This window comes from Staphylococcus sp. FSL W8-1207 (assembly GCF_038003745.1).
Taxonomy (GTDB): Bacteria; Bacillota; Bacilli; order Staphylococcales; family Staphylococcaceae; genus Staphylococcus; species Staphylococcus equorum.
The window spans coordinates 505,217-529,885 of the sequence record NZ_JBBOPU010000001.1; the positions used below are offsets into that span (position 1 = coordinate 505,217).

Here is a 24,669-nt window from a genome sequence, read left to right on the forward strand (position 1 = left end):
TCAATGTATTAATATAAAACTCGCAACGAAAGAAGATTTGGAGGAAGCAAATAATGGAGACAATTTTCGATTATAATCAGATTAAAGATATTATTCCACACAGACAACCATTTTTATTAATTGATTGCGTGATTGAATACGAAGAAGGCGAACGATGTGTAGCTATTAAACAAGTTTCTGGAAATGAGCCGTTTTTCCAAGGGCATTTTCCTGAATTTGCAGTTATGCCAGGCGTATTAATTACCGAAGCCTTAGCACAAACAGGTGCGGTAGCTATTTTAAATAGTGATGCAAATAAAGGCAAACTTGCATTATTTGCAGGAATCGATAAATGTCGATTTAAGAAACAAGTCACACCAGGTGATACTTTACAATTAGAAGTTGAAATTACGAAGATGCGTGGACCAATTGGAAAAGGGACTGCGAAAGCAACTGTTGATGGTCAACTTGCATGTAGTTGTGAATTAACATTTGCAATACAAGATAAAGCATAAATAAAAATGCCTTAAGGATTTGTGAATTCCACTAAATCCTTAAGGCATTTTTGTGTTTAATATTTACTTTACTTTTCGAATTTTTCATCTTTAAGTCTTGGTTTAGATTGCATCATACGATTAAATGATTTTTTCAGTTCTTCACCAGTTAAGCCTTCATCAATCAACTGTTCTAATAAGCTTTCTGCATAAACTTGTCTCAAAGTATAGATGTGACATTCAAATACTACAGAAATAGTGTCATCTAATTGGCTAATATTTTTTATTGTTGCGTCAAATAGCGCAGGGTCATTAGCTGGACGTGTAATGACAACACGAATATCTAAGAGATCTTCATTATTCATATATTGTTTCATGGTTTCATAATGGAAGTCTGAAATGACGATTTCAAGCAACCAGCCAGTACCACTATTTTCTTTATTTATAATGACTCCATCTTCTAATTCATATTCAGTAACTCCGCCATTTTCTGATACGATTTGAAATCGAACGGCTTTAAATGTTTTCATCGTCTTCACATCCAATTGATTAATTTAAAATCTACTATAATTGCATTTATATAATCATTATAACGTAATTTCAAAAGAGAAAGGTGAAATTTGTAGAAATTAGTAGTAATTTACTTTTTGGTATATGAAAATATGAGTTTTGACTCAATTTATAAATTTAATTATGATTAAAACACAAAGGAGGTGACCTATGATAAATAACATCGTCATTGTAGGACGATTAACAAAAGATCTCAAAATTTATGAAAAGGAGGGGAAGAAGTTAGCTACCTTTTGTGTAGCAGTAAATAGAAATTATAAAGATAAAGATCAAAATACAGTCTGTGATTATTTGTATTGTAAAGCATTTGGTAAAATTGCTGACAATATTGAAAAGTATATCAATCAAGGATCACTTGTAGGTATTACTGGACAAATGCAATCACGTAAATTTGAAAAAGAAGGACAGATGCATTTTGTATCAGAACTTTATATCGAAACAATTAAATTCATGTCTCCACGAACTAAAAATGAAACGGATGAACTTTTTGAACCATTCCCATTAGAGCAAGATCATGAATCATTCAACGAAATTAATATTCAAGAAAATGATATATACGAAATTGTATAAAACTCCCACTTAAAACTTATCCCACATTAAACTATTCCAATTAATATACATTAAATCCTACTATCAATTATACTTCTTTCAGGCTATTCCTCTTAATAATGCCCAATCTAGAGGAATAGCTTTACATATTATATCTATCCATATATACATCTAAAAAATAAGTGAACGTAAAAGTACTGTAAAATTCAATTCACAAAACTTCTTGAAAATGCGATTTATAGCATTTACATAATACAGAATAATCAGTTTAATTACGAAAATATTACAAGGATATAAAGTCAATTATAGTACAAAAGGTTATCATGGTAGTACTTATATGCTTAAATATACATAAAAATGAGTATTGGTGATGTAATTAGGTTGTAAAAAAAAGGTTTGTTTTTTTATTTCACTGTAACCTACAAAGAACTTTTGAATGATATAGTTGTACTTGCAAATTAATCATAAAATAAATTAATCACCTTATAGGAGGACTTTTTAACAATGAAAAAAACAGTAATCGCATCAACTTTAGCACTAGGATTAGGCGTAACAGGAGCAGCAGGTAATTCAGCTGACGCTTCAGAACAAGGCGTAGACAAAGCAGAATTAGCTCAATTAGCTCAATCAAACTCAGAACAATTAAATGAAGCACCTGTACAAGAAGGCGCTTATGACATAGATTTCAATTATAATGGTACAGACTATAGCTTTGAATCAGATGGTACAAACTTTAGCTGGAGCTTTGGCGGAGGCTCAACTGAAGCACCTGCTCAACAAGAAGCACCAGCTGAACAAGCAGCAGAGCCAGCACAACAATCAGCACCAGCTGAACAAGCTGCAGAACCAGCTCAACAAGAAGCACCAAAAACTGAAGCAACTCAACAACCACAACAAGAATCTACTTCAAAAGAATCAAGCTCAAGTGAAGCTTCAAGTGGTTCATCAGTAAATGTTAACTCTCATTTACAAGCAATCGCTCAACGTGAATCAGGCGGCGATCTTAAAGCTGTTAACCCATCATCAGGTGCAGCAGGTAAATATCAATTCTTACAAAGCACTTGGGATTCAGTAGCTCCAGCAGCTTACCAAGGTGTATCTCCAACAGAAGTACCTGAATCAGTACAAGATGCTGCAGCAGTTAAACTTTATAATGAAGTTGGCGCTTCACAATGGGTTACTGCATAATTTAGTCAGTAATTAACTATAAATACTATAAACGTATGCCAATAAAGTCACCGACTTTGTTGGCATTTTTTTGTCCACGATTTCCACTAATACAACTACAGCTTGTAGTTACTGTGTCATCGCTATAATATTTACAACATAGACGCTTCATTGAAGTACGTTCTTTTGCAATGTCACACTACATTTGTTATGTTTAAAGAAATAATAATATATGAAAATCTACTAGGGGAGCCTTTATGGCTGAGATGATTTAGTTCAGACCCTTACGACCTGATTTGGTTAATGCCAACGTAGGAAAGTAGTTTAATTTATAATTGAATTGCTTAGCCTTTCTATTAATTAACTACATTCTTACTTGGAATGTAGTTTTTTTATATTTAGGAGGACTTAACGTGTTATTTTCAAAAGAATTAAAAATAGATGCCAAGCCAATTATTGATGACATTTATAATGACCCATTTATACAAGAAATGTTACAAGGTCATTTATCTAAGGATGCTACTAAATTTTATTTAAGAGCAGATGCATCTTATTTAAAAGAGTTTGCTAATATTTACGCATTACTCATACCTAAAATGGAGCAAATGGAAGATGTAAAATTTTTAGTTGAACAGATACAATTTATTGTTGATGGAGAAGTAGCGGCACACGAAATATTAGCTGAATATGTAAATGAACCTTACAATGAAATTGTACGAGAGAAAGTTTGGCCACCGAGCGGCGATCATTATATTAAACACATGTATTTTAATGCTTTTGCTAAAGAAAATGCAGCATACACAATTGCTGCCATGGCGCCTTGTCCATACGTATATCAAGTTATTGCACAACAAGCGTTACAAGACCATACTTTAAATACCGATTCTATTTTGGCAAAATGGTTTGAATTTTATAGTACCGAAATGGATGAACTTGTGCATATTTTTGATAATTTAATGGATAAATTGACACAAAATTGCACAAAACAAGAGAAAGCTGACATCAAAGATTGTTTCTTACAGAGTACAGTTCATGAACGCAAATTTTTTAATATGTCATTCATTGAAGAAGAATGGCTTTATGGAGGGGTTAATAATGAATAAACCTAAAATTGCTTTAACTATAGCAGGCACTGACCCAACGGGTGGCGCAGGTGTCATGGCAGATTTAAAATCATTTCATGCTTGTGGCGTATACGGTATGGCTGCGATAACGAGTATCGTAGCGCAAAACACAAAAGGCGTTCAACATATTCATAACATAGAAACAAGTTGGTTATCCGAGCAATTAGAAAGTATCTTTGATGATGAGTTACCTCATGCGCTGAAAACAGGCATGATAGCTTCAAAAGAAATGATGGAATTAATACAATATTATTTAAAGCAATATCCAGAGATTCCTTATGTGATAGATCCTGTAATGTTAGCTAAAAGTGGTGACTCGTTGATGGATGAGGATGCTAAAGCTGACTTGCAAAATATTTTATTGCCTTATGCTGCTGTGGCAACACCAAACTTGCCCGAAGCAGAGGAAATAACAGGATTAACGATACAAGACGAATCATCAATTTATAAAGCAGGTGACATTTTCATTAATGAAATTGGCAGTAAAGGTGTTGTTATCAAAGGTGGACATTCAGAGGATTTAGACTTTGCTAAAGATTATTTATTCACTAATGAAAATGTATATATTTTTGAAGAACCTCGATTTGATACAAAACATACGCATGGTACAGGGTGTACTTTTTCGGCAGTGATTACTGCAGAATTAGCAAAAGGTAAAACAATATATGAAGCAGTGAAAAAAGCAAAACAGTTCATTTCTTTAAGCATTAAACACACACCTGAAATTGGTCAAGGTAGAGGACCAGTTAATCATTTTGCATATATGAAAGAGGTAGGATTAGATGATGAATAATTTAGAAGTACTCAGAAATAGTAACCCGTTAGTTATTTGTTATACAAACGATGTTGTTAAAAATTTTACAGCAAATGGCTTATTAAGTTTAGGAGCAAGTCCAGCAATGAGTGAAGCACCAGAGGAAGCGTCAGATATGTTAACTCACGCGAATGCTTTACTGATTAATATTGGCACGCTGACTAAAGATAAAGAGTCAGACATTTTAAAAATTGCGAAGGTAGCTAATCAAATTGGAACACCAATCGTCTTTGATCCTGTTGCTGTAGGTGCATCACAATACCGCAAAGATTTCTGTGAGACATTTTTAAGTGAGGTTAAGGTAGCAGTTATCAAAGGTAACGCCTCAGAAATTTTAACACTAATTGATAATGATACACAGATGAAAGGTACAGATAGTGATATAAATCTGGATGCTGTGACTATTGCTAAAAAAGCTCATACACAATTCGGGACAGCGATAGTTATCACAGGTAAAGAAGATATTGTAATGCATGAAGATAAAATTCTGAAACTTGCTAATGGTTCGCCTATGCTTGCAAAAATCACAGGTGCAGGTTGTTTATTAGGCGCTGCGATAGCGAGCTTTTTAGAATCCAAGCAGCAGCCACAATTAAATCAATTGGTAGAAGCAGTGACTATATATAATATTGCTGCTGAACAAGCTGAAAAAAATTCGGTTAACCGAGGGCCTGGCACATTTATGGTTGAATTAATAAATGCCCTATATCAAGTCACATATAATGATTATTTGAATTTAATACGCAGTCAAGAGATGCAATAATGTTTGATAAAAGTAAGCTAAAACTTTATTTTATTTGTGGCACGCAAGATGTTGCAGAAGGTGAATCGATTATTGATGTTGTAACTGAAGCTTTAGAAGCAGGTATAACACTATTTCAGTATAGAGAGAAAGGGGAAACTGCATTAGTAGGTGATGATAAAGTGGGGATGGCAAAACAATTACTTTCGTTGTGCCATCAATACGATGTACCTTTTATAGTAAATGATGATGTGAGTTTAGCTAAAGATATTGATGCAGATGGTATTCATGTAGGGCAAAATGATTTAGAAGTAAATGAATTTGCACAACAATTTGAAAATAAAATCATTGGTCTGAGTGTAGGTGATGTAGAGGAATACTTAAATTCTGATTTGAAATATGTCGATTATATGGGTGTTGGTCCAATGTTTGCTACGACATCTAAAGATGATGCAAGTTTGCCAGTTGGTCCAGAAATGATTACACAATTAAGACATTACGTTAATGATTTTCCGATTGTTGCGATTGGTGGCATCAATTTAGATAATACACCATCTATAATTCATGCTGGGGCAGATGGTATATCAATTATTTCGGCTATTGCTAAAAGTCAAAATATAAGTGAATCAGTAAGACAATTTTTAAAAACTGTTGAATAATGTATAAAAATTTCTTTTTTTGTTTTCTACTTCCCTATGAGTATGATAAAATAAATTCTATGTGAATAAATCATTAGAGGTGGAAAAATGAAGAAGAAAGCGCTACTCCCTTTATTATTAGGTGTAATGGTCTTTTTAGCAGGTTGTGACTATTCTAAACCTGAAAATAGAGATGGGTTTTTCTATAACACGTTCGTAAATCCAATGGACAGTCTTATACATTGGTTAGGAACTAGTTTTAATAACGACTATGGACTAGCAATTATTGTCATTGTATTGGCGATGCGTATCATATTATTACCATTCATGTTATCGAATTATAAAAACAGTCACATGATGCGTGAAAAAATGAAAGTTGCTAAACCGGATATTGATGCAATTCAAGAAAAGGTTAAGCGTTCACGTACGCAAGAAGAAAAAATGGCAGCTAACCAAGAAATGATGGAAGTTTACAAGAAATATGATATGAATCCGATGAAGAGCATGTTAGGTTGTTTACCAATCTTGCTTCAAATGCCAATCATCATGGGTCTTTTCTTCGTATTGAAATATCCTTCAAGTGGTGGTTTCACTGAACACCCTGATTTCTTATGGTTTAACTTAGCTCAACCAGATATTTGGATTACGATTATAGCAGGTGTCTTATACTTCTTACAAGCTTATGTTTCAAGTAAGAGTATGCCAAACGAACAGCGTCAAATGGGTTATATGATGATGATTATTTCGCCAATTATGATTGTGTGGATTTCATTAAGTTCTGCATCAGCATTAGGTCTATACTGGTCAGTCAGTGCCGCATTCTTGATTGTACAAACACAAGTGGCGAATATGCATTATTCTAAACTTGCTAAAAAAGAAGTAGCACCAATGATTGAAGCTATGGAGAAAAACAAAGCTGAAACAGCGAGCAAAGGTAAAAACACACAAGTTGTTTCTAAGAAAAATAAGAAAAAATAAATTATTTAAATTTTAAGTAAATTTGTAATGAAAAGTCATCGTAGTTTTAAACTACGATGACTTTTTTGTATTATTTGAAATACCATTCATTAAAAAATTGAGTTACAAATACTTCCATATATTCGTGTCTCTGTTGTGCAAGTCGTTTAGCGGTTGGTGTATGCATTAAAGCTTTAAGTTTAAACAGTTTTTCATAAAAATGTTTAATAGCTGATGCTGGAACATTTTTATTATCGATTTCTTTGTTAGACAAAGTATCGTTGTATGCTCCTTCAATCCACATGGGTTCTCCAAAATGACCAGCATATTGGAAAGTACGAGCAATTCCAATTGCTCCGATAGCATCGAGGCGATCAGCATCACGTACAATTTGACCCTCTATTGATAATGAAATATCATTATTTTCTCCATTTTTATAACTCATATGTTCAATAATATGTAGAATAGCTTCTTGCTGTTGTATTGGCAGCTGAAGTTGTGTCAAAAATTGTGTTAATCTATGTTTTGCTTGACTAGTGTCGGTAAGTTTAGCGTCAACCGTATCATGTAATAAACTAGCTAGTTGAATGGTTAATAAATTTCCAACTTGCTCTTGTTGCGCAATGTAGTTTGCCATTTTAACGACGCGCAATACGTGAGCGACATCGTGGCCAGTTGCATCCTCTTTATGAAATGACTCCATATATATATGCGCTGAATTGACTATTTCTTGCGGATTCATCTAAACACCTCTTTTCATAGAAATAAAGTTATATAAGCTAGTGATTTAGTATAATCATTTACTTTATAATAAAGAAAGTCCAAAGTAATATTGATGTTCATCGATTACTTTGGACAGAGTTAAATTATTACAAAATAGGTGATATAAGTCTTGCAATACCTTCTTTAAATTTAATCCACAAACTTCGCTTCTCATACTCCTCTTTTGTTAGTCGATAGGATAAGGCTAAATCTTTTTCAAAAGTGGCTTTAAGTTCTTTCGTTATGAATGTGTCATAAATAAAAGCATTAATTTCAAAATTTAAAGTAAAGCTTCGGTGATCCATATTTGTAGTACCCACACTCGCAACTTCGTCATCTATAAGCAGTATTTTTGAATGTAAAAATCCATTATCGTAATGGAAAATATTGGCACCTGCATCTAACAGTGATGCTACGTTATTATAGGTAGCCCAATATACAAATGGATGGTCAGGTTTATTAGGGATCATGATATTCACATCGACGCCACCTAATGCTGCGATTTTTATCGCGTCTAAGAATGATTGGTCAGGAATAAAGTAAGGAGATTGAATATGAATAGATTGTTTAGCAGAAGTAATCATTTTCAAATAACCATATTTGATTTGCTCCCATTCTTCGTCTGGCCCGCTAGATGCGATTTGGACACCAATCGTACCTCCAGAATCCACATCAGGAAAATAACGTTCAGCGTATTTCAAATTATCGCGTGTTGATTGAACGTTCCAATCAAGCATAAAACGTAATTGAAGTGCATTGACAGCATCGCCAACAATTCGTAAATGTGTATCTCTCCAGTAACCAAATTTTTTCTTTAATCCTAAATATTCATCACCAACATTAAAACCACCAATGTAACCAATATGTCCATCGATAATCACTAATTTCCGGTGATTTCGATTGTTCACTCTTAAATTGATTAATGGCAATTTAGAAGGGAAAAAGGCTTCTACTTTACCACCTTTGTTTCGAAATGATTTAAAATCTTTAAGTGATAAACTACGTGAGCCCATGTCATCATAAAGCATCTTCACTTCTAACCCTTGCTCAAGTTTTTGCTCGAGCGCTATTAAAATACGTTTACCTAAGTCGTCATTTCTAAAGATATAGTATTGGATATGGATATAATCCTTTGCCTCGTTTATATCTTTAATAAGTGCATCAAACTTTTCTCTACCATCTGTAAAGATATCAATATCATTATCTGTTGTTAAAAAGGCAGCATTATTGTATAACAACATTTGAACCATATCTTTAAATTTAACAATTTGATGATTACCTTTTGAAAATTCATCGTTCTTTAAGGCTTCTAATTGTTCATTAACAATCATTTCAATACCTATTTTATCTTCTTCATCTAAGGTGAAAATACGGTCTCGCTGAATTTGTCGTCCAAACAATAGATAGATGATAAAGCCTAATATAGGTATGAAGACTAACACTAACAGCCACGCCCACACGGCACCAGCCGAACGTCGTTCCATAAAAATAATTGTGAAGGCAAAGATAAGGTTTAATATAAATGCGCCAAGAAAAATGATGTTAAGAATAACGTTTGTGTTGTTAAACGTTAAAGAAAATATATCTATCATATTAAACCTCCAAAATGAATTTCAGTTAATTAAAGTACTATAAAAGTCTTAATTATTGTAACATGAATATAAGGTTTTATCATTTGACTAATACCGCCTAGGGGTATATCATATAATTGAAATTATTAGGAGGCGTGTAATATATGGCGGAAATACAAAAAGCGCATCACTCAGAACAAATTAAATCTAATTTAAAATCAAGATTAAATCGTATAGAAGGCCAAGTGAGAGCAATTAATCGCATGGTAGATGAAGATGTTTATTGTGATGACGTGCTCACACAAATTAGAGCCACTCGATCGGCTTTAAATGGTGTTGCTACTAAATTATTAGACCATCATATGAAAAGTTGTATTATGGAAAAAGTAGAGCAGGGTCAACAAGAAGAAGCTATGGAAGAACTATTGGTTACATTTCAAAAATTAATGAAGGATTAGGCAAGGTGAACGTAGTGGTAACAAAAGTTATTTATATTTCCGGTATAGAAAATGAAACACAACAAAAACATATTGAACAGCAGCTTAAGCAATTACACGGTGTACACCAAGTCAACATAGAAATAGAAAGCAATAATGGCAAAATTTTCATTGATTTTGAAACCCCTGCAAGTTTAAATAATTTAGAAAAAGAAGTTTATGATTTAGGATATGAAATTTTATATTAAATTGAAATATTAAAAAAGAGTACAGTTTCACTTTAACTGGTTTTTGTTACTTTTGAAAACTTATTTTACAAAGGAAAATTATTTTTACGATGTAATTATACAATAAAATTGACTAAATATTTGACTATAATAAAAAAATTTTGAATATAATGTAGTATTTAGTAATTAAATAGGGTAAGATATAGTAGAAGCAAGTAATTTAGGGGTGATGATATGAGTAAAGATAACGAAAAGATTCAAAATGTAGTTAAACTATTATCATCATTAGGGGTAAACATAAAGAAAACCAAATCAAGATTAGAAGTTATGCAGACTTTGCCGACAACTGTGAAAGCCGCTAACGAACTGAAATAGTAAAGTTACCTAACTAAGCGATTGGAGCAGTGTGCTCCAGTCGTTTTTTTTGTTATACAGAAACCTGTTTTATTTAATAATTGGTAAAAAAATAACTGTTACGATCATTGAGATGATTGTAACAGTTATTTTTTAGAAGTAAAAATTAAAATGATTTTATTTTTGAGCTTGTTTTTGAACGTCAGGTGAGTACTGTTTTGGTTGATGATAAGAAATAGATAATAATACACCAATACCACACATTAAACTCCATAAGGAACTACCACCATAGCTTATAAATGGTAATGGAATACCAGTGATAGGTAATAATTGTATTGTCATACCTATATTTTGTAACACGTGGAATAGAATTAGTGCTGTGTAACCAATAATAAATAATTTGCTGAATGGTGATTCAATTTTAGTTGCAAGTCTAACTAGGTGAAACATTAGTCCTAAAAACACTAGAATTAAAATAACTGAGCCAATGAATCCAAACTCTTCTCCAATAACGGAGAAAATAAAATCAGTATGATTTTCAGGGATATATACTTCACCTTGATTGAATCCCTTACCAAATAGTTGACCAGATCCAATGGCTTTAAGTGATTCTGTTAAATGATAGCCGTCGCCACTACTATAAGTATAAGGATCTAACCATGAACTAATGCGTCCGAGTTGGTAAGTTTTAATACCCAAACTATTCTCTATAAGTGATGGTTTGAAAATAATAGATAAGATGATACTTGATGCTAAGAGAAATACTGTAATAAATAATGGTGCAATTATTTTCCATGTGATACCACTCACTATAATTACACCAACAATAATGGCGCAAATAACAAGCGTTGTGCCCAAGTCGTTTTGCAGTAGGATAAGGCCCATAGGAATAATGGAAATACCAAAAATTTTCAGCAGTAATTTAAAATCTGTCTCCAATGATTTATTGAAAGTAAATTGATTATGCTTTGAGATTAGTTTAGCAAGCGCCAATATCAATACTATTTTCATAAATTCTGAAGGCTGTACGCTGATTGGACCTAGTTTATACCAACTCTTTGCACCATTTATAACAGGTGTGAACGGTGTTTCTGGAATAATGATTAATATAAATAAGGCTGCGCAAAAAAGAAAGTACAGTAAATATGTATATTTCATTAGTTTCTTAGGTGAAACTAACATGATTAAAAATGCTATGAATCCGCCAAGGACATAATACAGAACTTGCCTAATGCCAAAGTTGGCGCTATATTGACCGCCACCCATAGCTGAGTTGATTATTGTTACACTAATAATTGCTAACAATACGAGGAAGCCTACTAAAGTCCAGTCGACTCGCCGTATCCAATGGTTGTTTTTTAATTGACGTGAAGTACTCATTTCTTACTCCTTTGAAAAGCTTAGTTTTCTTTAACTTTGTAATATATATAGATTTTACCGAACTTTAATGTATATTGCTAGAAGTAGGGTGCCAAATTGAAAAATTATAATAAGATAACTATATATTGATGAGTTAAAGTTATTACTTTTAATCCATTGTAAAGTGCCATATACTAAATTGAAAAATAAAAAGTTTTTATACTACTTAACAAATGCAAAAAAATATTAAATCGTGATATGATGTAGTTTAAGAATTGTATATGGAGGCTAAAGTATGGCTAAAGAAAATGTATGTATCGTATACGGAGGAAAAAGTGCGGAACACGATGTTTCAATATTAACAGCACAAAATGTCTTAAACGCAATAGATAAAGATCAATATCAAATAGACATCATTTACATAACAAATGAAGGTGACTGGAAAAAGAAAGAAAATATCGTAGACACTATAAATGAAATAGACACTTTACGTTTAACAGATGTTGCTGCAGGTGAAATCTCTCAACTACTTAGTATTGGTAGCACAGGGAACGCCTATAGTGCAGTTTTCCCAGTATTACATGGACCGAATGGTGAAGATGGTACAATTCAAGGTTTGTTTGAAGTATTAGATATACCATATGTAGGAAACGGTGTTTTAGCTGCCTCAAGTTCGATGGATAAACTTGTTATGAAACAATTATTCGCGCATAGAGGATTACCTCAACTACCTTATGTGAGCTTTTTAAGAAGTGAATATCATAAATATGAAAGTAACATTTTGAAACTTGTACATGACAAGTTAGAATATCCAGTATTTGTAAAACCAGCAAACTTAGGTTCTAGTGTTGGTATTAGTAAATGTAATAATGAAGAAGAATTGAAAATTGGTATTGAAGAAGCATTCCAATTTGACCGTAAATTAGTAATTGAACAAGGTATTGATGCGAGAGAAATAGAAGTAGCTGTACTTGGTAATGACTATCCTGAAACGACTGCGCCAGGTGAAGTGATTAAAGAAGTAGCATTCTATGATTACAAAGCTAAGTACAAAGATGGAAAAATAAAATTAGATATTCCTGCTGATTTAGATGAAGAAGTACAAACAACATTAAGAAATATGGCAGTCGAAGCATTTAAAGCGACAGATTGTTCTGGTTTGTTACGAGCTGATTTCTTTGTCACTGAAGACAATCAAATTTTTATTAACGAAACAAATGCAATGCCAGGTTTTACTGCTTTTAGTATGTATCCAAGACTTTGGGAAAACATGGGTGTAACATATGCTGAATTAATTGAAAGATTAATTGAATTAGCGAAAGAAAAGCATGAAGATAAGAAACAAAATAAATACAAAATTGACTGAGGCGAATGAATAATGATTGAAGTAACTTTAGAACAAATCAAAGAATGGATTCCATGTGACATTGATAATGAATATTTAGATCATACGATTAAAGGTGTTTCTATTGATTCACGTGTAATTAACAATCAAAATTTATTCATTCCTTTTAAAGGTGAAAATGTAGATGGACATAAATACGTCGCACAAGCACTGAAAGATGGGGCAGGTGCAGTATTTTATCAAAAAGATGTAACTTTAGATAAAAACATAGACGGTCCAGTGATATGGGTTGAGAATACACTTAAAGCGTTACAACAATTAGCTAAAGCTTATTTAGAATTTGTTGGGCCTCAAGTCATTGCAGTAACAGGCTCAAATGGTAAAACGACTACCAAAGACATGATTGAAAGTGTTTTAAAACCACAATTTAAAGTTAAAAAAACACAAGGCAATTACAATAATGAAATCGGATTACCATTAACAATATTAGAATTGGATCAAGATACTGAGATTTCAATTTTAGAAATGGGAATGTCTGGATTCAATGAAATTGAGTTATTGTCAAATTTAGCCGAACCCAATATAGCAATAATTACTAATATTGGTGAATCACATATGCAAGATTTAGGTTCTAGAGAAGGTATTGCCCAAGCAAAAGCTGAAATTATCACAGGCTTAAGATCAAATGGCGTCTTTATTTATGATGGTGATGAGCCATTATTAGAATCTCACGTTACGAAAATACTAGATGCAGATATAGTAAGTATTGGTAAAGACAAAGACAACACACTTGTTTGTCAGATTGAAGATATTGAAAATGCAGGTATCGTATTTAATATTAACGGGGAAGAAAGATTCGATTTACCTATTTTAGGTGAACATAATATGAAGAATGCAACAATTGCTATCGCTGTTGGTAAAAGGTTAGGCTTGAGCCATGACATAATTTTTAATAACTTACGTAAAGTAGAACTTACAGGTATGAGAATGGAACAACATTATACCAGTGACAATAAATTAGTCATTAATGATGCATATAACGCGAGTCCTACAAGTATGAAAGCAGCAATTGATACGCTTTCAATTATGAAAGGTAGAAAAATTATTGTACTTGGAGATGTTTTAGAGTTAGGTCCAGATAGTCAGATGATGCATGAAAATGTAGGTCGATACTTAGAAGGTAAAAATATTGATGCATTATTTACTTTTGGGGCAGCTTCAAAATTTATTAGTAACACGGGCAAAGCGCATGTAACACAAGCAGAACATTACGAAGATAAGCAAGCATTGATAACAACTTTACAAAATTATGTTCAATCTGAGGATAAAATTTTAGTCAAAGGTTCTAGAGGAATGAAACTAGAAGAGGTTGTCGAAGCTTTAATTTAAACATTAACAAAATAACGAGTTGTTAGAATTTGATTAGAAGTCTAACAGCTCGTTTTTATTTTGCTAAAACGGGAAAACTTATAAAAGGCAACAAGTATTTATAAAGTTATCACACTTAAATGTAATTGACATACTCATATTGAAAAAATAACGACGTTTCATAATTTCATTAAAGAAACATACAGTTAAGCTTAATGTCGGTACCAATGTAATTTCAGTTAAAGAATTTCTTGAATTTAATTTAAATAAGGAGTGAATAAGCCATATCTTACAAGTAAAATATTCTGACAATTAACAGAATAAATAAATTAATAAATTTTTTTAAGAGGGTATAAAGTAAGTTTACAGAATAAAGTTAAACGCTTACAACCTATATATTTCGGTATTTTTGGTGTTTTAAAACATTTTAAAACAAGCAAAGTTATTGCATTTAATCAAATTTGGTTTATTGCGATTATATACTTGAGGTGGTACTATTAAGAAGTTGAAGAAACTTAAGTGAACATATATGTATAGAAATACAGATAAATAAAGGAGAATTATATTGCAAAAATTTAAAGAATTAGGGCTCTCAGATAAGATGGCAGAAACCCTAGCATCAATGGGGTTCGATGACGCCACTCCTATACAAAAAGAGAGTATCCCTCTTGCCTTAGAAGGCAAAGACGTTCTTGGTCAAGCTCAAACAGGCACAGGTAAAACTGGTGCGTTTGGTATTCCACTTGTTGAAAAAGTGGCAGACAAAGAAGGCGTACAATCATTAATCCTTGCACCAACAAGAGAATTAGCTATGCAAGTAGCTGAATCAATCAGAGAATTTGCTAAAGGTCAAAACGTACAAGTTGTTACTGTATTTGGTGGTATGCCGATCGACCGTCAAATCAAGTCACTTAAAAAAGGACCGCAAATCGTTGTAGGTACACCAGGTCGTGTGATTGATCACCTTAACCGTCGTACATTAAAAACTAATGATGTTCATACGCTTATATTAGATGAAGCGGATGAAATGATGAACATGGGCTTCATCGATGATATGAAATTTATCATGGATAAAATTCCAGCTTCACAACGCCAAACAATGTTGTTTTCAGCTACAATGCCAAAAGCTATTCAAACATTAGTTCAACAATTCATGAAAACACCAGTAATTGTTAAAACAATGAATAACGAAATGTCTAATCCACAAATCGAAGAATACTATACAATCGTAAAAGAATTGGAAAAATTCGATACATTTACGAATTTATTAGATGTGCACCAACCAGAATTAGCTATTGTATTCGGCCGTACTAAACGTCGTGTAGATGAATTAACAAGTGCGTTAATCTCTAAAGGCTACAAAGCTGAAGGTTTACATGGTGACATTACTCAAGCGAAACGTTTGGAAGTATTGAAAAAATTCAAAAATGATCAATTAGATATCTTAGTTGCAACAGATGTTGCAGCACGAGGACTTGATATTTCAAACGTAAGTCATGTTTATAACTTTGATATTCCTCAAGATACTGAAAGTTATACACACAGAATCGGCCGTACTGGTCGTGCTGGTAAAAAAGGTGTAGCAATCACATTTGTGAACCCAATTGAAATGGATTACATCCGTCAGATTGAACAAGCAAACAAGAGACAAATGACTGCAATGAGACCACCTCATCGTAAAGAAGTGCTTAAAGCGCGTGAAAACGATATTAAAGGTAAAGTTGAAAAGTGGATGTCTAGAGAAAATGAACCAAGATTACAACGTATTGCTTCAGAATTAATTGAAGAATATAGTGATGTTGATTTAGTTGCTTCATTATTACAAGAATTGGTTGAATCAAATGATGAAGTTGATGTTCAATTAACATTTGAAAAACCATTATCTCGTGGTAAAGGTGGTCGTCAAGGCCGCGGACCAAAACGTGGCGGTCAAGGCAACAATAAACGTGGTAATAAATTTGATAACAAAAATCGTCGTTCAAAAGGCGGATTCAACAACAATAATAAGAAGAACGAAAAGTCTTCTGATAGAAACAATAGCAATAAGAAATCAATGAAAGGTCGCACATTCGCTGACCACAAAAATTAAAAATAATTTATCATATATGAAATTTAGGTTTAATCATTCCACTCATGTGGGATGATTTTTTTGTTTTTTAAGAAAAGCTATTCTAGTAATAAATATTAAGTGCAATATATTTAATATTAGAATAGATGTTTATAAATTTTAAATGAGGAATGAAATGACTATAAAAGCTATGTTATAATAAATTGAAATCTTAATTAAGGAGTGTATATATGACTAACGACCAACTATTTAACAGAAGTCCTAAACAAGCTATGAAGTATTACTACATAATCGAAGGACTGGAATTTATTGTTAGTTTGATCGTTTCGGTTATTTTAATATTTTTATGGAGTCACTTTAATTGGTGGCATTTCATTGTATATTTAATCGTTGCTTTTATAGTGTTTGATTTTATGTATTTATTGGTTAGACCCTGGATTAAAATTAAATACACATATTATAGAATTAAGGAAAATTATATAGAAGTAAAATATGATTTCTTCTTTAAATCTAAAAAAATAGTGAAATTGGAACGCACACAGTTTATTGAAAGGCAGAATAACCCGATTTTGAAGAAAATGGGACTGTCTAAAACTACATTAATTACTGCTGGTCATAAAGTTAGTTTTCCTCTGATGTCTACGGATGATGCGAAGTCATTCGAATTACTAACACTCAATTACTTGAGAGGAGCTGATTTTGATGTATAATCCTCAAAAGTTACATCCTATTTCTTATTTAACTGGTGTTATTGAAGCTATTAAGCAAAATATTTTTTTGATTATTATTTTTCTAGTATTTAATATTCAGGATTTTGATTTTACAAATATAACTTCGTACATATTTCCAGCTATCGTTTTTGCTTTCTTTTTATTTTCATTTGTAGCTCAAGTATTAAAAGTTTATAACACGACATATTGGATTGAAAATGATCATTTTGTTTTAGCAACGGGTATCTTTACTAAAGAAAGAAAAGAACTTAATATCCGTCGTATACAAACATTAGATACATCACAAGGCATTATAAATCAAATCGTAGGTGGTATGAAATTACAAATCAAAACACCGAGTGATGGTATTGATTTAGACACTGTTTCTAAAAAACAAAGTGAGTTAATACAACGTACGATTAAAGAAAAACAACGAGAATTAACTAGTCAAAATGAAGAACCAAATTTAACTAGCATACCTGAACCAGAGGATAATGGAGATAATCCGGAACAACTATCAGAACCTGTGCGCTTATATAAGCTTAATTTTAAAGAATTACTGTTTATGGCATTAACGAGTGGAGCTATAGGCGTGGCGTTTGCAGCCATTTCACCGATAATTGGTGCCTTTTCAGAAGTGATACCATGGGAATGGCTCACTGGTGAATTTGCTCGGATTTCTCAAGCGATTTTTGTGATTGTGTTAATAATGGTTGCGACTATCATTATCGCAAGTTATATATTGGGTACATTGATTGTAATTATAAAAAACTATAACTACACAGTGACGCAAAATGATAATCAATTGAATATCCGATATGGTTTATTTAATGTTAAAAGTATCACGGTGCCAACTGATAGAGTTCAAGCTGTAGTTGAAAGACAATCTTTCTTAAGAAAACTATTCGGTTTTACGTCTATACATTTTGTGATTACGAGCGATATGAATGGTAATGATAAAGAGGATATTTCATTAGATGGAAATGTTATGATTTTACCTTTTATTAAACGAAAAAAAGCATTCGAAATCATTAAATCACTTATCCCTAGTATGGCATTTGAAAATGCGGAAAAGGGTATGCCTTGGAGAGGTTTCCATAGGCACTTTTGGCAAGAAACAGTCATATTGCTAGTGCTTGCAACTATTGTTAATTATTTCTGGTTACCTTGGTCATTTCTTATCGCAGCGATTATGATTTTACTACTAATTATTCATAGCCTTATAGTTATTAAATCATCTGGATTAAAAGTACGAAATGATGAACTTGTAGTACGTAATGTAACTATGTTTGGATTCAAAAATACGTATTTCAAGCATGATAAAATACTAGGTATGGAAATTAAACGAAATCCATTTTTAATAAATAGTGATTTAGGTAATTTCAATTTTATCATTGCAAAAGCTGCGGGTAGTGAAGCAATCGGTTTGAAATTTAATAATTATAAAGAAGTTGAAACACTTCAAAATTGGTATTTGAGAGGTGAGCATCATGAATGAATATAATTATATGGATAAATCTGGAAAAACAGTCATGCGTCTCTCGGCATATATTGTAACTGTAATATTTGTATTAATTTTAGCAGTTGTTTATATAATTAATAGACTGTGGTTGCAATGGCTTAACTCCAATACGATGATGTGGGTTTTAATTATTGGTATAATTATTATTGTAATTCAATTGCTACTAGGTGCTATTTTAATTCCTGCGTACCGGTACCAAATCTTTAGATACAAACTAGGTGAAAATGAAATCACTGTAAGAAATGGTTTATGGTTTGTTTCAGTAATCAATATCCCATTATTCAGAATTCAAAATGTCGATACACACGAAGGTATTTTAATGCGCAAATATAAATTAGCAAGTTTAACGTTATCGACAGCAGGCGGAAATACTGAGATTAAACTTATCGACAAAGATATAGCGGCTACATTAAAGTACAAAATAAAAAATGTTAATAAAGCAATTGATGTAACAGAAAATGAAGCTTCAGAAATTGAACATTATAAAGATAGTGATTTAAAATAGATCAATATCTTTATATGAGCGAGGGGAGACTTATGATACACGGTATAGGTGTAGATTTAATAGAGATAACAAGAATAAAAAAACTTTATAGCAGACAAGAGAAATTGCTAGAACGTATATTAACTACCAATGAACAACAAAAATTTAATTGTTTCAAAAATGAACAACGTAAAATGGAATTTCTTGCAGGTAGATTTGCTTGTAAAGAGGCTTTTAGTAAAGCGCTAGGTACGGGGCTAGGAAAAACAGTAGCATTTAATGACATTGATTGTTTTAACGATGAAAATGGTAAGCCTTGTATTACCTATGAAGGCTTTAAAGTGCATGTAAGTATAACACATACGGAACATTATGCTATGAGTCAAGTCATTTTAGAAGTTTAATTTATTAAAAAATTTCTAAATTCCAGTATGTTTAATTTGGTTATCCTATCATCATTGTTATAAAATTGATTTATTATAAAAAATTAGTGAAAGTTATTTAATGAAATAGGAGGTACATGCTTAATGTCTGATAAGTATTATAGATCGACATACTTGAATGTAGATTTAAATGCTATTGTTTCGAATTTTCAAGTGTTTCAAACATTACATCCAAACAAAACAGTTATGCCAGTAGTTAAGGCGAATGGTTATGGACTTGGTAGCATTAAAATTGCACGTCAATTAATGGAAAATGGAGCTGAGTTTTTCGCTGTTGCAACATTAGATGAAGCAATTGAACTTCGTATGCATGGAATTAATGCAAAAATACTTGTACTTGGAGTTATTCCAACATATAACATAAACAAAGCAATACAACATCGAGTAGCAATTACGGTGCCATCTAAAGTATGGCTCGCTGAGGCTATTGAAGAAATTCCAACCGATAATAAAAAAGATTTGTGGCTTCACGCTAAATTAGATACTGGCATGGGTAGGTTAGGAATAAAAGATGTGGATGAGTACAAGGAAGTTATTGATTTGATTCAATCACATGACCATTTAGTTTTTGAGGGCGTGTTTACACATTTCGCATGTGCTGATGAACCGGGTGATTCGATGAATAAACAACAAGCCTATTTTGAAGGAATTGTTGAGCAGGTAGAAAAGCCCAATTATATACATTCTCAGAATTCTGCAGGCGCATTAATGAAAGACAGTCAGTTTTGTAATACGGTTAGAATAGGCATATCATTATATGGCTACTATCCTTCAGAGTACGTTAAATCAAAAGTGAAGATACATTTAAAACCAAGTGCACAATGGATTAGTGAAGTCGTTCAAACTAAAGTATTGCAAACTGGAGAATCTGTGAGTTATGGAAGTATATATACAGCAAAAGAACCTACAAAAATTGGAATTATTCCAGTAGGATATGCAGATGGTTATCCAAGAATGATGACAGGATTTAGTGTGAATGTGAATGGGTACCAATGTGAAGTAATTGGAAAAGTGTGCATGGATCAAACAATAATTAAAATTCCTGAAGAAGTTAATACAGGTGATAAAGTCATTTTAATGGATCACCATAGTGATAGTCGACAATCAGCAGAAGCTCTGGGACGACAGCAACAGACCATTAATTATGAAGTGTTATGTAGACTAAATAGAAGGCTTCCTAGAATTTATCATGGGACGCAAGACTTAGAAATTCGCAATGAATTACTAAAATAGTATAGTCACTTAATGTAAAATTTGTTATTATAAGTCTAACAACGAATCTCAATATATTCTATTTTAGTAACATGGAGGTCTTTATTCATGGCAAGTTTTAATCAAAGCAGAAACCATAGTATTGAACAACTATTAAAAGAAGGCTATTCACAAATGGCCGACTTAAATCTCTCCCTTGCAGCAGAAGCATTTCCATTTGAATGTGAAGCTTGTGATTGCAATGAAGTTTACCTCAGCTCTAAGAATAACAATGAATGATGAGAAGAGGAGACGTTTATTTAGCTGATTTATCACCAGTTCAAGGGTCTGAACAAGGGGGAATAAGACCTGTCGTTATCATACAGAATGATACTGGAAATAAATATAGTCCTACCGTAATTGTAGCTGCAATTACTGGTAGGATAAATAAAGCTAAAATACCTACACATGTAGAAATAGAAAAAAGTAAATATAAGCTTGATAAAGATTCTGTAATACTGCTTGAGCAGATTAGAACTTTAGATAAAAATAGGCTGAAAGAAAAATTAACATACCTTTCTGAAAGTAAAATGAAAGAAGTTAATGTTGCCATAGATATAAGCTTAGGATTACATAATGTTAGAAATAGTAAATCATGATTTTCAAAGGTTTAAGAAACAGTTAATAAAATAGTGAATTATATATCGATTCCCTATAACATGTAATTACCACTTAATTAGTAATTTAATTGTGATTGGAAAATTAAGAATTTTAGTTTTGTGGTTTAATACCTTTGAGTGGGATGTTTTAATTTGAAAAGCTTTAGGTTATCCTAAAGCTTTTTTAGGTATTTGGAGCGTGTTTATCATATATAGCGAGTAGCCAATACAAGCAAGTACAAAGCTAGGATAGGCTCGTTCATTATAAAAGATATTTTTACTTACATACATAGTACGTTTAAATCTGTTATAACCGATGTATGCGGTTTATATTTGTATTTTTAGGAGGAATTACTACATGGAAGAATTCAAAAATCAATATAAAGCGCTAATTGACGAAAGTTTACACACTTTAGATGCTACGGATCTAAAGAAAAAGTGTGAAAGCTTTACCGATGAAGTGATAAAAAGAGATTTATTACCAGAAGATATAGTTGAAATTCATAGAGATTATGTCAGAGTTTTAAATTTAAATGAAACTCAAATTTTAGAAACTTTTAATGTGCTTAAAGAAGTAGTAAGAGGGTTTGGGTATAGTTATAGAGATTATCAACAATTAGTAAATCGTCTACAATATCATGATAAAGAGATTGATTTAGCCTCTCGTTTACAGCAAACAATGCTTAAAACGGATATTCCTCAATTTGATAGCATACAAATCGGTGTTATATCAGTAGCAGCGCAAAAAGTAAGTGGTGACTATTTTAACTTAATAGATCATAAAGATGGCACGATGAGTTTTGCAGTGGCAGACGTTATAGGTAAAGGTATACCAGCTGCGCTTGCAATGAGTATGATAAAATTTGGTATGGACTCTTATGGTCATTCTCAACTTCCGAGTGACGGTTTAAAGCGTCTCAATCGAGTAGTAGAAAAAAACGTCAATCAGAATATGTTTGTAACAATGTTTTACGGACTATATGAAGAGTTAAACCATTTGTTATATTGTAGCTCTGCTGGACACGAACCAGGATATGTATATAGAGCAGAGACTGAAGAATTTGAAGAAATCAGCGTTAGAGGCAGAGTGTTAGGTGTCAGCGAGCAAACGAGATATAAACAACAAGAAATCCCTGTATATTTAGATGACTTAGTTATTATATTTACAGATGGCGTTACAGAAGTTAGAAATGAAGCAGGAGATTTCTTAGACAAAAAGCATCTTTTAACGATGATTCACAAGTATAAGCACATGCATCCACAAGATATCGTTCAACTTCTATATGAAGCGATTTTGAAAATACAAAATCCTGACAAAAGAGATGATTTAACAATTCTAATTATAAAAAGAGTTAATTAGTTTTAGCATAATTAAGGTTAAGTTATTTAATTTAAGGGTATGGAAGTTATTATGAGACTATAATTAGGAGTGTAATGTTATGAATCTTAATATCGAAACAGTAACACATGATACTCATTACGAGGTTAAAGTTGGCGGAGAACTGGACGTTTATACTGTTCCAGAATTAGAAGAAGTTTTAGTGCCGATGAGACAAGAAGGAACTCATGATTTACATGTAAATTTAGAAAATGTGAGTTACATGGATTCAACAGGATTAGGCGTATTCGTAGGTACATTAAAAGCGTTAAACCAACATGATAAAGAATTATATATATTAGGTGTTTCAGATCGAATAAGTCGACTATTTGATATAACAGGATTAAAAGATTTGATGCATGTTAATGAAGGAACGGAGGTCGAATAACATGCAACTTAAACAAGATTATATAGAAATGCGTTTGCCAGCATCTGCAGAGTATGTGAGTTTGATACGTTTAACACTGTCAGGCGTTTTTTCACGTGCAGGTGCATCATATGACGACATTGAAGATGCGAAGATTGCAGTGAGCGAAGCAGTAACGAATGCAGTAAAACATGCATATAAAGATGACCCAGAAGATGTGGGAATGATTAATCTATGCTTTGAAATTTTCGATGATAAAATCAAGATTGTAATTTCAGATCAAGGTGAAAGTTTCGATTATGAAGAGACAAAAGCACAATTAGGGCCATATAAAGAAAACGAAAACATAGATTTCCTAAGAGAAGGCGGTCTTGGTCTGTTTTTAATTGAATCTTTAATGGATGAAGTTACAGTTGATAAACAATCAGGCGTAACAATCAGTATGATAAAGTATATTAAAAAAGAGCAGGTGCGAAATAATGGCGAAAGAGTCGAAATCAGTTAATGATGTATCACCTGAACAAATTAACCAATGGATAACGCAGCATCAAAATGACGAAAATAAAGATGCTCAAGATAAACTCGTAAGACATTATAGAAAGTTAATCGAATCATTGGCATATAAATATTCAAAAGGTCAATCTCATCACGAAGACCTCGTTCAGGTTGGTATGGTTGGTTTGATTGGTGCAATAAACCGATTTGACTTATCCTTTGATAGAAAGTTCGAAGCCTTTTTAGTACCAACGGTCATTGGTGAGATTAAACGTTATTTACGTGATAAAACATGGAGTGTCCATGTACCAAGAAGAATCAAAGAGATTGGACCTCGTATCAAAAAAGTGACTGATGAATTAACGAATGAGTTAGAACGTTCTCCTTCGATTGCAGAAATAGCGGATCGTCTTGAAGTAAACGAAGAAGATGTGTTAGAAGCAATGGAAATGGGTCAAAGTTATAATGCGTTAAGCGTTGACCATTCGATTGAAGCAGACAAAGATGGTTCTACAGTTACTTTGTTAGATATTATGGGTCAACAAGATGACAATTATGATTTAACTGAAAAACGTATGATATTAGAAAGAATTTTACCAATATTAAATGAAAGAGAAAGACAGATTATTCAATGTACATTTATTGAAGGTTTAAGCCAAAAAGAAACTGGAGAAAGAATTGGGTTAAGCCAAATGCATGTTTCAAGATTGCAAAGAACAGCAATCAAGAAATTACAAGAAGCCGCTAATCAATGATTGAATAAAATATAAGGCAGCATTCCTATAAATTAGGGAGCTGCCTTATTTTAATTTTTATACTAGTTGCATCACTTTAATTAAAGCATGATGTTTTGAACAGTGGTTACTATTAAATATGTTAAAATGTTAAAGGAAGT

The 24,669-nt window shown here is 32.3% G+C and carries 29 protein-coding genes and 1 riboswitch; of the genes, 25 read left to right on the forward strand and 4 right to left on the reverse strand.

All coding sequences use genetic code 11. The features are described from left to right. Nucleotides 1–53 precede the first annotated feature (53 nt). The gene (gene fabZ / locus NSR03_RS02445; protein ID WP_069813854.1) at nucleotides 54–494 is read left to right on the forward strand and encodes a 3-hydroxyacyl-ACP dehydratase FabZ; all 441 of its coding nucleotides are present in this window, start codon (nucleotides 54–56) and stop codon (nucleotides 492–494) included. Between the two features lie 68 nt (nucleotides 495–562). On the opposite strand, the gene NSR03_RS02450 is transcribed toward fabZ, so the two are convergent. After that, entirely contained in the window at nucleotides 563–1,003 is a 441-nt protein-coding gene (locus NSR03_RS02450; RefSeq protein ID WP_002507086.1) for a YwpF-like family protein, read from the reverse strand. Between the two features lie 190 nt (nucleotides 1,004–1,193). Between NSR03_RS02450 and NSR03_RS02455 the strand changes: the two genes are divergently transcribed. From NSR03_RS02455 to yidC, 7 genes are all read left to right on the forward strand, one after another. Then, complete coding sequence (locus NSR03_RS02455; RefSeq protein WP_340719177.1) at nucleotides 1,194–1,613, forward strand: single-stranded DNA-binding protein; 420 nt, start codon at nucleotides 1,194–1,196, stop codon at nucleotides 1,611–1,613. A gap of 483 nt (nucleotides 1,614–2,096) precedes the next feature. Beyond that, a complete protein-coding gene (locus NSR03_RS02460; RefSeq protein WP_069821179.1) occupies nucleotides 2,097–2,780 on the forward strand; it encodes a transglycosylase family protein in 684 nt (227 codons plus the stop codon). A gap of 214 nt (nucleotides 2,781–2,994) precedes the next feature. Then, nucleotides 2,995–3,094: riboswitch (TPP riboswitch) on the forward strand. Nucleotides 3,095–3,172: 78 nt separating this feature from the next. After that, complete coding sequence (gene tenA, locus NSR03_RS02465) at nucleotides 3,173–3,862, forward strand: thiaminase II (RefSeq protein ID WP_064783564.1); 690 nt, start codon at nucleotides 3,173–3,175, stop codon at nucleotides 3,860–3,862. Further along, entirely contained in the window at nucleotides 3,855–4,676 is an 822-nt protein-coding gene (gene thiD / locus NSR03_RS02470) for a bifunctional hydroxymethylpyrimidine kinase/phosphomethylpyrimidine kinase (RefSeq protein ID WP_069813892.1), read from the forward strand. Before tenA ends, thiD begins: the two co-directional genes overlap by 8 nt. Beyond that, nucleotides 4,669–5,460, forward strand: a complete 792-nt coding sequence (gene thiM, locus NSR03_RS02475) for a hydroxyethylthiazole kinase (protein ID WP_069813894.1) — start codon at nucleotides 4,669–4,671, stop codon at nucleotides 5,458–5,460. The genes thiD and thiM overlap by 8 nt, the downstream gene beginning before the upstream one ends. Beyond that, complete coding sequence (gene thiE, locus NSR03_RS02480) at nucleotides 5,460–6,098, forward strand: thiamine phosphate synthase (RefSeq protein WP_021339941.1); 639 nt, start codon at nucleotides 5,460–5,462, stop codon at nucleotides 6,096–6,098. The genes thiM and thiE overlap by 1 nt, the downstream gene beginning before the upstream one ends. 87 nt (nucleotides 6,099–6,185) lie before the next feature. Beyond that, nucleotides 6,186–7,055, forward strand: a complete 870-nt coding sequence (gene yidC, locus NSR03_RS02485; protein WP_002507093.1) for a membrane protein insertase YidC — start codon at nucleotides 6,186–6,188, stop codon at nucleotides 7,053–7,055. 70 nt (nucleotides 7,056–7,125) lie between these two features. Here yidC and NSR03_RS02490 read toward each other — a convergent pair whose 3' ends face one another. Both NSR03_RS02490 and cls read right to left on the reverse strand, forming a co-directional pair. Further along, nucleotides 7,126–7,776, reverse strand: coding sequence for an HD domain-containing protein (locus NSR03_RS02490; RefSeq protein ID WP_021339942.1), 651 nt, complete (start codon nucleotides 7,774–7,776; stop codon nucleotides 7,126–7,128). A gap of 127 nt (nucleotides 7,777–7,903) precedes the next feature. Beyond that, nucleotides 7,904–9,388 (reverse strand): cardiolipin synthase, encoded by a 1,485-nt coding sequence (gene cls, locus NSR03_RS02495; RefSeq protein ID WP_021339943.1) that lies wholly within the window; start codon nucleotides 9,386–9,388, stop codon nucleotides 7,904–7,906. A gap of 143 nt (nucleotides 9,389–9,531) precedes the next feature. On the opposite strand from cls, the gene csoR reads away from it, so the two are divergent. From csoR to NSR03_RS02510, 3 genes are all read left to right on the forward strand, one after another. Continuing rightward, entirely contained in the window at nucleotides 9,532–9,825 is a 294-nt protein-coding gene (gene csoR / locus NSR03_RS02500; protein WP_002507096.1) for a copper-sensing transcriptional repressor CsoR, read from the forward strand. 5 nt (nucleotides 9,826–9,830) lie between these two features. Then, the gene (gene csoZ / locus NSR03_RS02505; RefSeq protein ID WP_021339944.1) at nucleotides 9,831–10,052 is read left to right on the forward strand and encodes a putative copper chaperone CsoZ; all 222 of its coding nucleotides are present in this window, start codon (nucleotides 9,831–9,833) and stop codon (nucleotides 10,050–10,052) included. A 213-nt stretch (nucleotides 10,053–10,265) separates the two neighbouring features. Beyond that, nucleotides 10,266–10,406 carry an Lmo0850 family protein gene (locus tag NSR03_RS02510; protein WP_002507098.1) on the forward strand — a complete coding sequence of 47 codons (141 nt, stop codon included), beginning with the start codon at nucleotides 10,266–10,268 and terminating at the stop codon, nucleotides 10,404–10,406. A gap of 156 nt (nucleotides 10,407–10,562) precedes the next feature. Here the strand turns inward: NSR03_RS02510 and rodA are convergent, their stop codons facing one another. Continuing rightward, nucleotides 10,563–11,765 (reverse strand): rod shape-determining protein RodA, encoded by a 1,203-nt coding sequence (gene rodA, locus NSR03_RS02515; protein ID WP_002507099.1) that lies wholly within the window; start codon nucleotides 11,763–11,765, stop codon nucleotides 10,563–10,565. 274 nt (nucleotides 11,766–12,039) lie between these two features. Between rodA and NSR03_RS02520 the strand changes: the two genes are divergently transcribed. The 14 genes from NSR03_RS02520 (at nucleotide 12,040) to sigB (ending at nucleotide 24,529) form a co-directional block, all read left to right on the forward strand. Beyond that, the gene (locus NSR03_RS02520) at nucleotides 12,040–13,110 is read left to right on the forward strand and encodes a D-alanine--D-alanine ligase (RefSeq protein ID WP_069813890.1); all 1,071 of its coding nucleotides are present in this window, start codon (nucleotides 12,040–12,042) and stop codon (nucleotides 13,108–13,110) included. A 12-nt stretch (nucleotides 13,111–13,122) separates the two neighbouring features. After that, entirely contained in the window at nucleotides 13,123–14,478 is a 1,356-nt protein-coding gene (locus NSR03_RS02525) for a UDP-N-acetylmuramoyl-tripeptide--D-alanyl-D-alanine ligase (RefSeq protein ID WP_064783567.1), read from the forward strand. Nucleotides 14,479–15,022: 544 nt separating this feature from the next. Next, entirely contained in the window at nucleotides 15,023–16,546 is a 1,524-nt protein-coding gene (cshA, locus tag NSR03_RS02530; protein ID WP_069813888.1) for a degradosome RNA helicase CshA, read from the forward strand. A 209-nt stretch (nucleotides 16,547–16,755) separates the two neighbouring features. Continuing rightward, the gene (locus NSR03_RS02535; RefSeq protein WP_069813886.1) at nucleotides 16,756–17,235 is read left to right on the forward strand and encodes a PH domain-containing protein; all 480 of its coding nucleotides are present in this window, start codon (nucleotides 16,756–16,758) and stop codon (nucleotides 17,233–17,235) included. Next, nucleotides 17,228–18,733, forward strand: coding sequence for a PH domain-containing protein (locus NSR03_RS02540; RefSeq protein WP_069813884.1), 1,506 nt, complete (start codon nucleotides 17,228–17,230; stop codon nucleotides 18,731–18,733). The genes NSR03_RS02535 and NSR03_RS02540 overlap by 8 nt, the downstream gene beginning before the upstream one ends. Continuing rightward, nucleotides 18,726–19,262, forward strand: coding sequence for a PH domain-containing protein (locus NSR03_RS02545; RefSeq protein WP_069813882.1), 537 nt, complete (start codon nucleotides 18,726–18,728; stop codon nucleotides 19,260–19,262). The genes NSR03_RS02540 and NSR03_RS02545 overlap by 8 nt, the downstream gene beginning before the upstream one ends. Before the next feature lie 32 nt (nucleotides 19,263–19,294). Further along, nucleotides 19,295–19,645, forward strand: a complete 351-nt coding sequence (gene acpS, locus NSR03_RS02550; protein ID WP_021339949.1) for a holo-ACP synthase — start codon at nucleotides 19,295–19,297, stop codon at nucleotides 19,643–19,645. A 123-nt stretch (nucleotides 19,646–19,768) separates the two neighbouring features. Next, nucleotides 19,769–20,917, forward strand: coding sequence for an alanine racemase (gene alr, locus NSR03_RS02555; RefSeq protein ID WP_069802198.1), 1,149 nt, complete (start codon nucleotides 19,769–19,771; stop codon nucleotides 20,915–20,917). Between the two features lie 87 nt (nucleotides 20,918–21,004). Beyond that, on the forward strand, nucleotides 21,005–21,175 hold the full coding sequence (gene mazE / locus NSR03_RS02560) for a type II toxin-antitoxin system antitoxin MazE (RefSeq protein WP_002507108.1): 171 nt from the start codon (nucleotides 21,005–21,007) through the stop codon (nucleotides 21,173–21,175). Then, a complete protein-coding gene (locus NSR03_RS02565) occupies nucleotides 21,172–21,534 on the forward strand; it encodes a type II toxin-antitoxin system PemK/MazF family toxin (protein ID WP_002511418.1) in 363 nt (120 codons plus the stop codon). The genes mazE and NSR03_RS02565 overlap by 4 nt, the downstream gene beginning before the upstream one ends. 358 nt (nucleotides 21,535–21,892) lie before the next feature. Beyond that, nucleotides 21,893–22,894: a SpoIIE family protein phosphatase gene (locus NSR03_RS02570; protein WP_002507111.1), complete on the forward strand. Its 1,002-nt coding sequence runs from the start codon at nucleotides 21,893–21,895 to the stop codon at nucleotides 22,892–22,894. Between the two features lie 79 nt (nucleotides 22,895–22,973). Then, nucleotides 22,974–23,300 (forward strand): anti-sigma factor antagonist, encoded by a 327-nt coding sequence (locus NSR03_RS02575; protein ID WP_002511417.1) that lies wholly within the window; start codon nucleotides 22,974–22,976, stop codon nucleotides 23,298–23,300. Nucleotide 23,301: 1 nt separating this feature from the next. Beyond that, on the forward strand, nucleotides 23,302–23,784 hold the full coding sequence (gene rsbW, locus NSR03_RS02580) for an anti-sigma B factor RsbW (protein WP_002507113.1): 483 nt from the start codon (nucleotides 23,302–23,304) through the stop codon (nucleotides 23,782–23,784). Beyond that, nucleotides 23,759–24,529: an RNA polymerase sigma factor SigB gene (gene sigB, locus NSR03_RS02585; RefSeq protein WP_002507114.1), complete on the forward strand. Its 771-nt coding sequence runs from the start codon at nucleotides 23,759–23,761 to the stop codon at nucleotides 24,527–24,529. The genes rsbW and sigB overlap by 26 nt, the downstream gene beginning before the upstream one ends. The last annotated feature ends 140 nt before the right edge of the window (nucleotides 24,530–24,669 follow it).

Coding starts and splice junctions, on each gene's coding strand:
- fabZ (WP_069813854.1), top strand. CDS start 54: ATGGAGACAATTTTCGATTATAATCAGATTAAAGATATTATTCCACAC.
- cls (WP_021339943.1), bottom strand. CDS start 9,388: ATGATAGATATATTTTCTTTAACGTTTAACAACACAAACGTTATTCTT.
- thiD (WP_069813892.1), top strand. CDS start 3,855: ATGAATAAACCTAAAATTGCTTTAACTATAGCAGGCACTGACCCAACG.
- NSR03_RS02545 (WP_069813882.1), top strand. CDS start 18,726: ATGAATGAATATAATTATATGGATAAATCTGGAAAAACAGTCATGCGT.
- NSR03_RS02490 (WP_021339942.1), bottom strand. CDS start 7,776: ATGAATCCGCAAGAAATAGTCAATTCAGCGCATATATATATGGAGTCA.
- csoR (WP_002507096.1), top strand. CDS start 9,532: ATGGCGGAAATACAAAAAGCGCATCACTCAGAACAAATTAAATCTAAT.
- alr (WP_069802198.1), top strand. CDS start 19,769: ATGTCTGATAAGTATTATAGATCGACATACTTGAATGTAGATTTAAAT.
- NSR03_RS02575 (WP_002511417.1), top strand. CDS start 22,974: ATGAATCTTAATATCGAAACAGTAACACATGATACTCATTACGAGGTT.
- NSR03_RS02540 (WP_069813884.1), top strand. CDS start 17,228: ATGTATAATCCTCAAAAGTTACATCCTATTTCTTATTTAACTGGTGTT.
- NSR03_RS02460 (WP_069821179.1), top strand. CDS start 2,097: ATGAAAAAAACAGTAATCGCATCAACTTTAGCACTAGGATTAGGCGTA.
- NSR03_RS02510 (WP_002507098.1), top strand. CDS start 10,266: ATGAGTAAAGATAACGAAAAGATTCAAAATGTAGTTAAACTATTATCA.
- NSR03_RS02520 (WP_069813890.1), top strand. CDS start 12,040: ATGGCTAAAGAAAATGTATGTATCGTATACGGAGGAAAAAGTGCGGAA.
- NSR03_RS02525 (WP_064783567.1), top strand. CDS start 13,123: ATGATTGAAGTAACTTTAGAACAAATCAAAGAATGGATTCCATGTGAC.
- mazE (WP_002507108.1), top strand. CDS start 21,005: ATGGCAAGTTTTAATCAAAGCAGAAACCATAGTATTGAACAACTATTA.
- thiE (WP_021339941.1), top strand. CDS start 5,460: ATGTTTGATAAAAGTAAGCTAAAACTTTATTTTATTTGTGGCACGCAA.
- NSR03_RS02565 (WP_002511418.1), top strand. CDS start 21,172: ATGATGAGAAGAGGAGACGTTTATTTAGCTGATTTATCACCAGTTCAA.
- thiM (WP_069813894.1), top strand. CDS start 4,669: ATGAATAATTTAGAAGTACTCAGAAATAGTAACCCGTTAGTTATTTGT.
- rodA (WP_002507099.1), bottom strand. CDS start 11,765: ATGAGTACTTCACGTCAATTAAAAAACAACCATTGGATACGGCGAGTC.
- yidC (WP_002507093.1), top strand. CDS start 6,186: ATGAAGAAGAAAGCGCTACTCCCTTTATTATTAGGTGTAATGGTCTTT.
- NSR03_RS02570 (WP_002507111.1), top strand. CDS start 21,893: ATGGAAGAATTCAAAAATCAATATAAAGCGCTAATTGACGAAAGTTTA.
- NSR03_RS02535 (WP_069813886.1), top strand. CDS start 16,756: ATGACTAACGACCAACTATTTAACAGAAGTCCTAAACAAGCTATGAAG.
- NSR03_RS02450 (WP_002507086.1), bottom strand. CDS start 1,003: ATGAAAACATTTAAAGCCGTTCGATTTCAAATCGTATCAGAAAATGGC.
- sigB (WP_002507114.1), top strand. CDS start 23,759: ATGGCGAAAGAGTCGAAATCAGTTAATGATGTATCACCTGAACAAATT.
- acpS (WP_021339949.1), top strand. CDS start 19,295: ATGATACACGGTATAGGTGTAGATTTAATAGAGATAACAAGAATAAAA.
- rsbW (WP_002507113.1), top strand. CDS start 23,302: ATGCAACTTAAACAAGATTATATAGAAATGCGTTTGCCAGCATCTGCA.
- NSR03_RS02455 (WP_340719177.1), top strand. CDS start 1,194: ATGATAAATAACATCGTCATTGTAGGACGATTAACAAAAGATCTCAAA.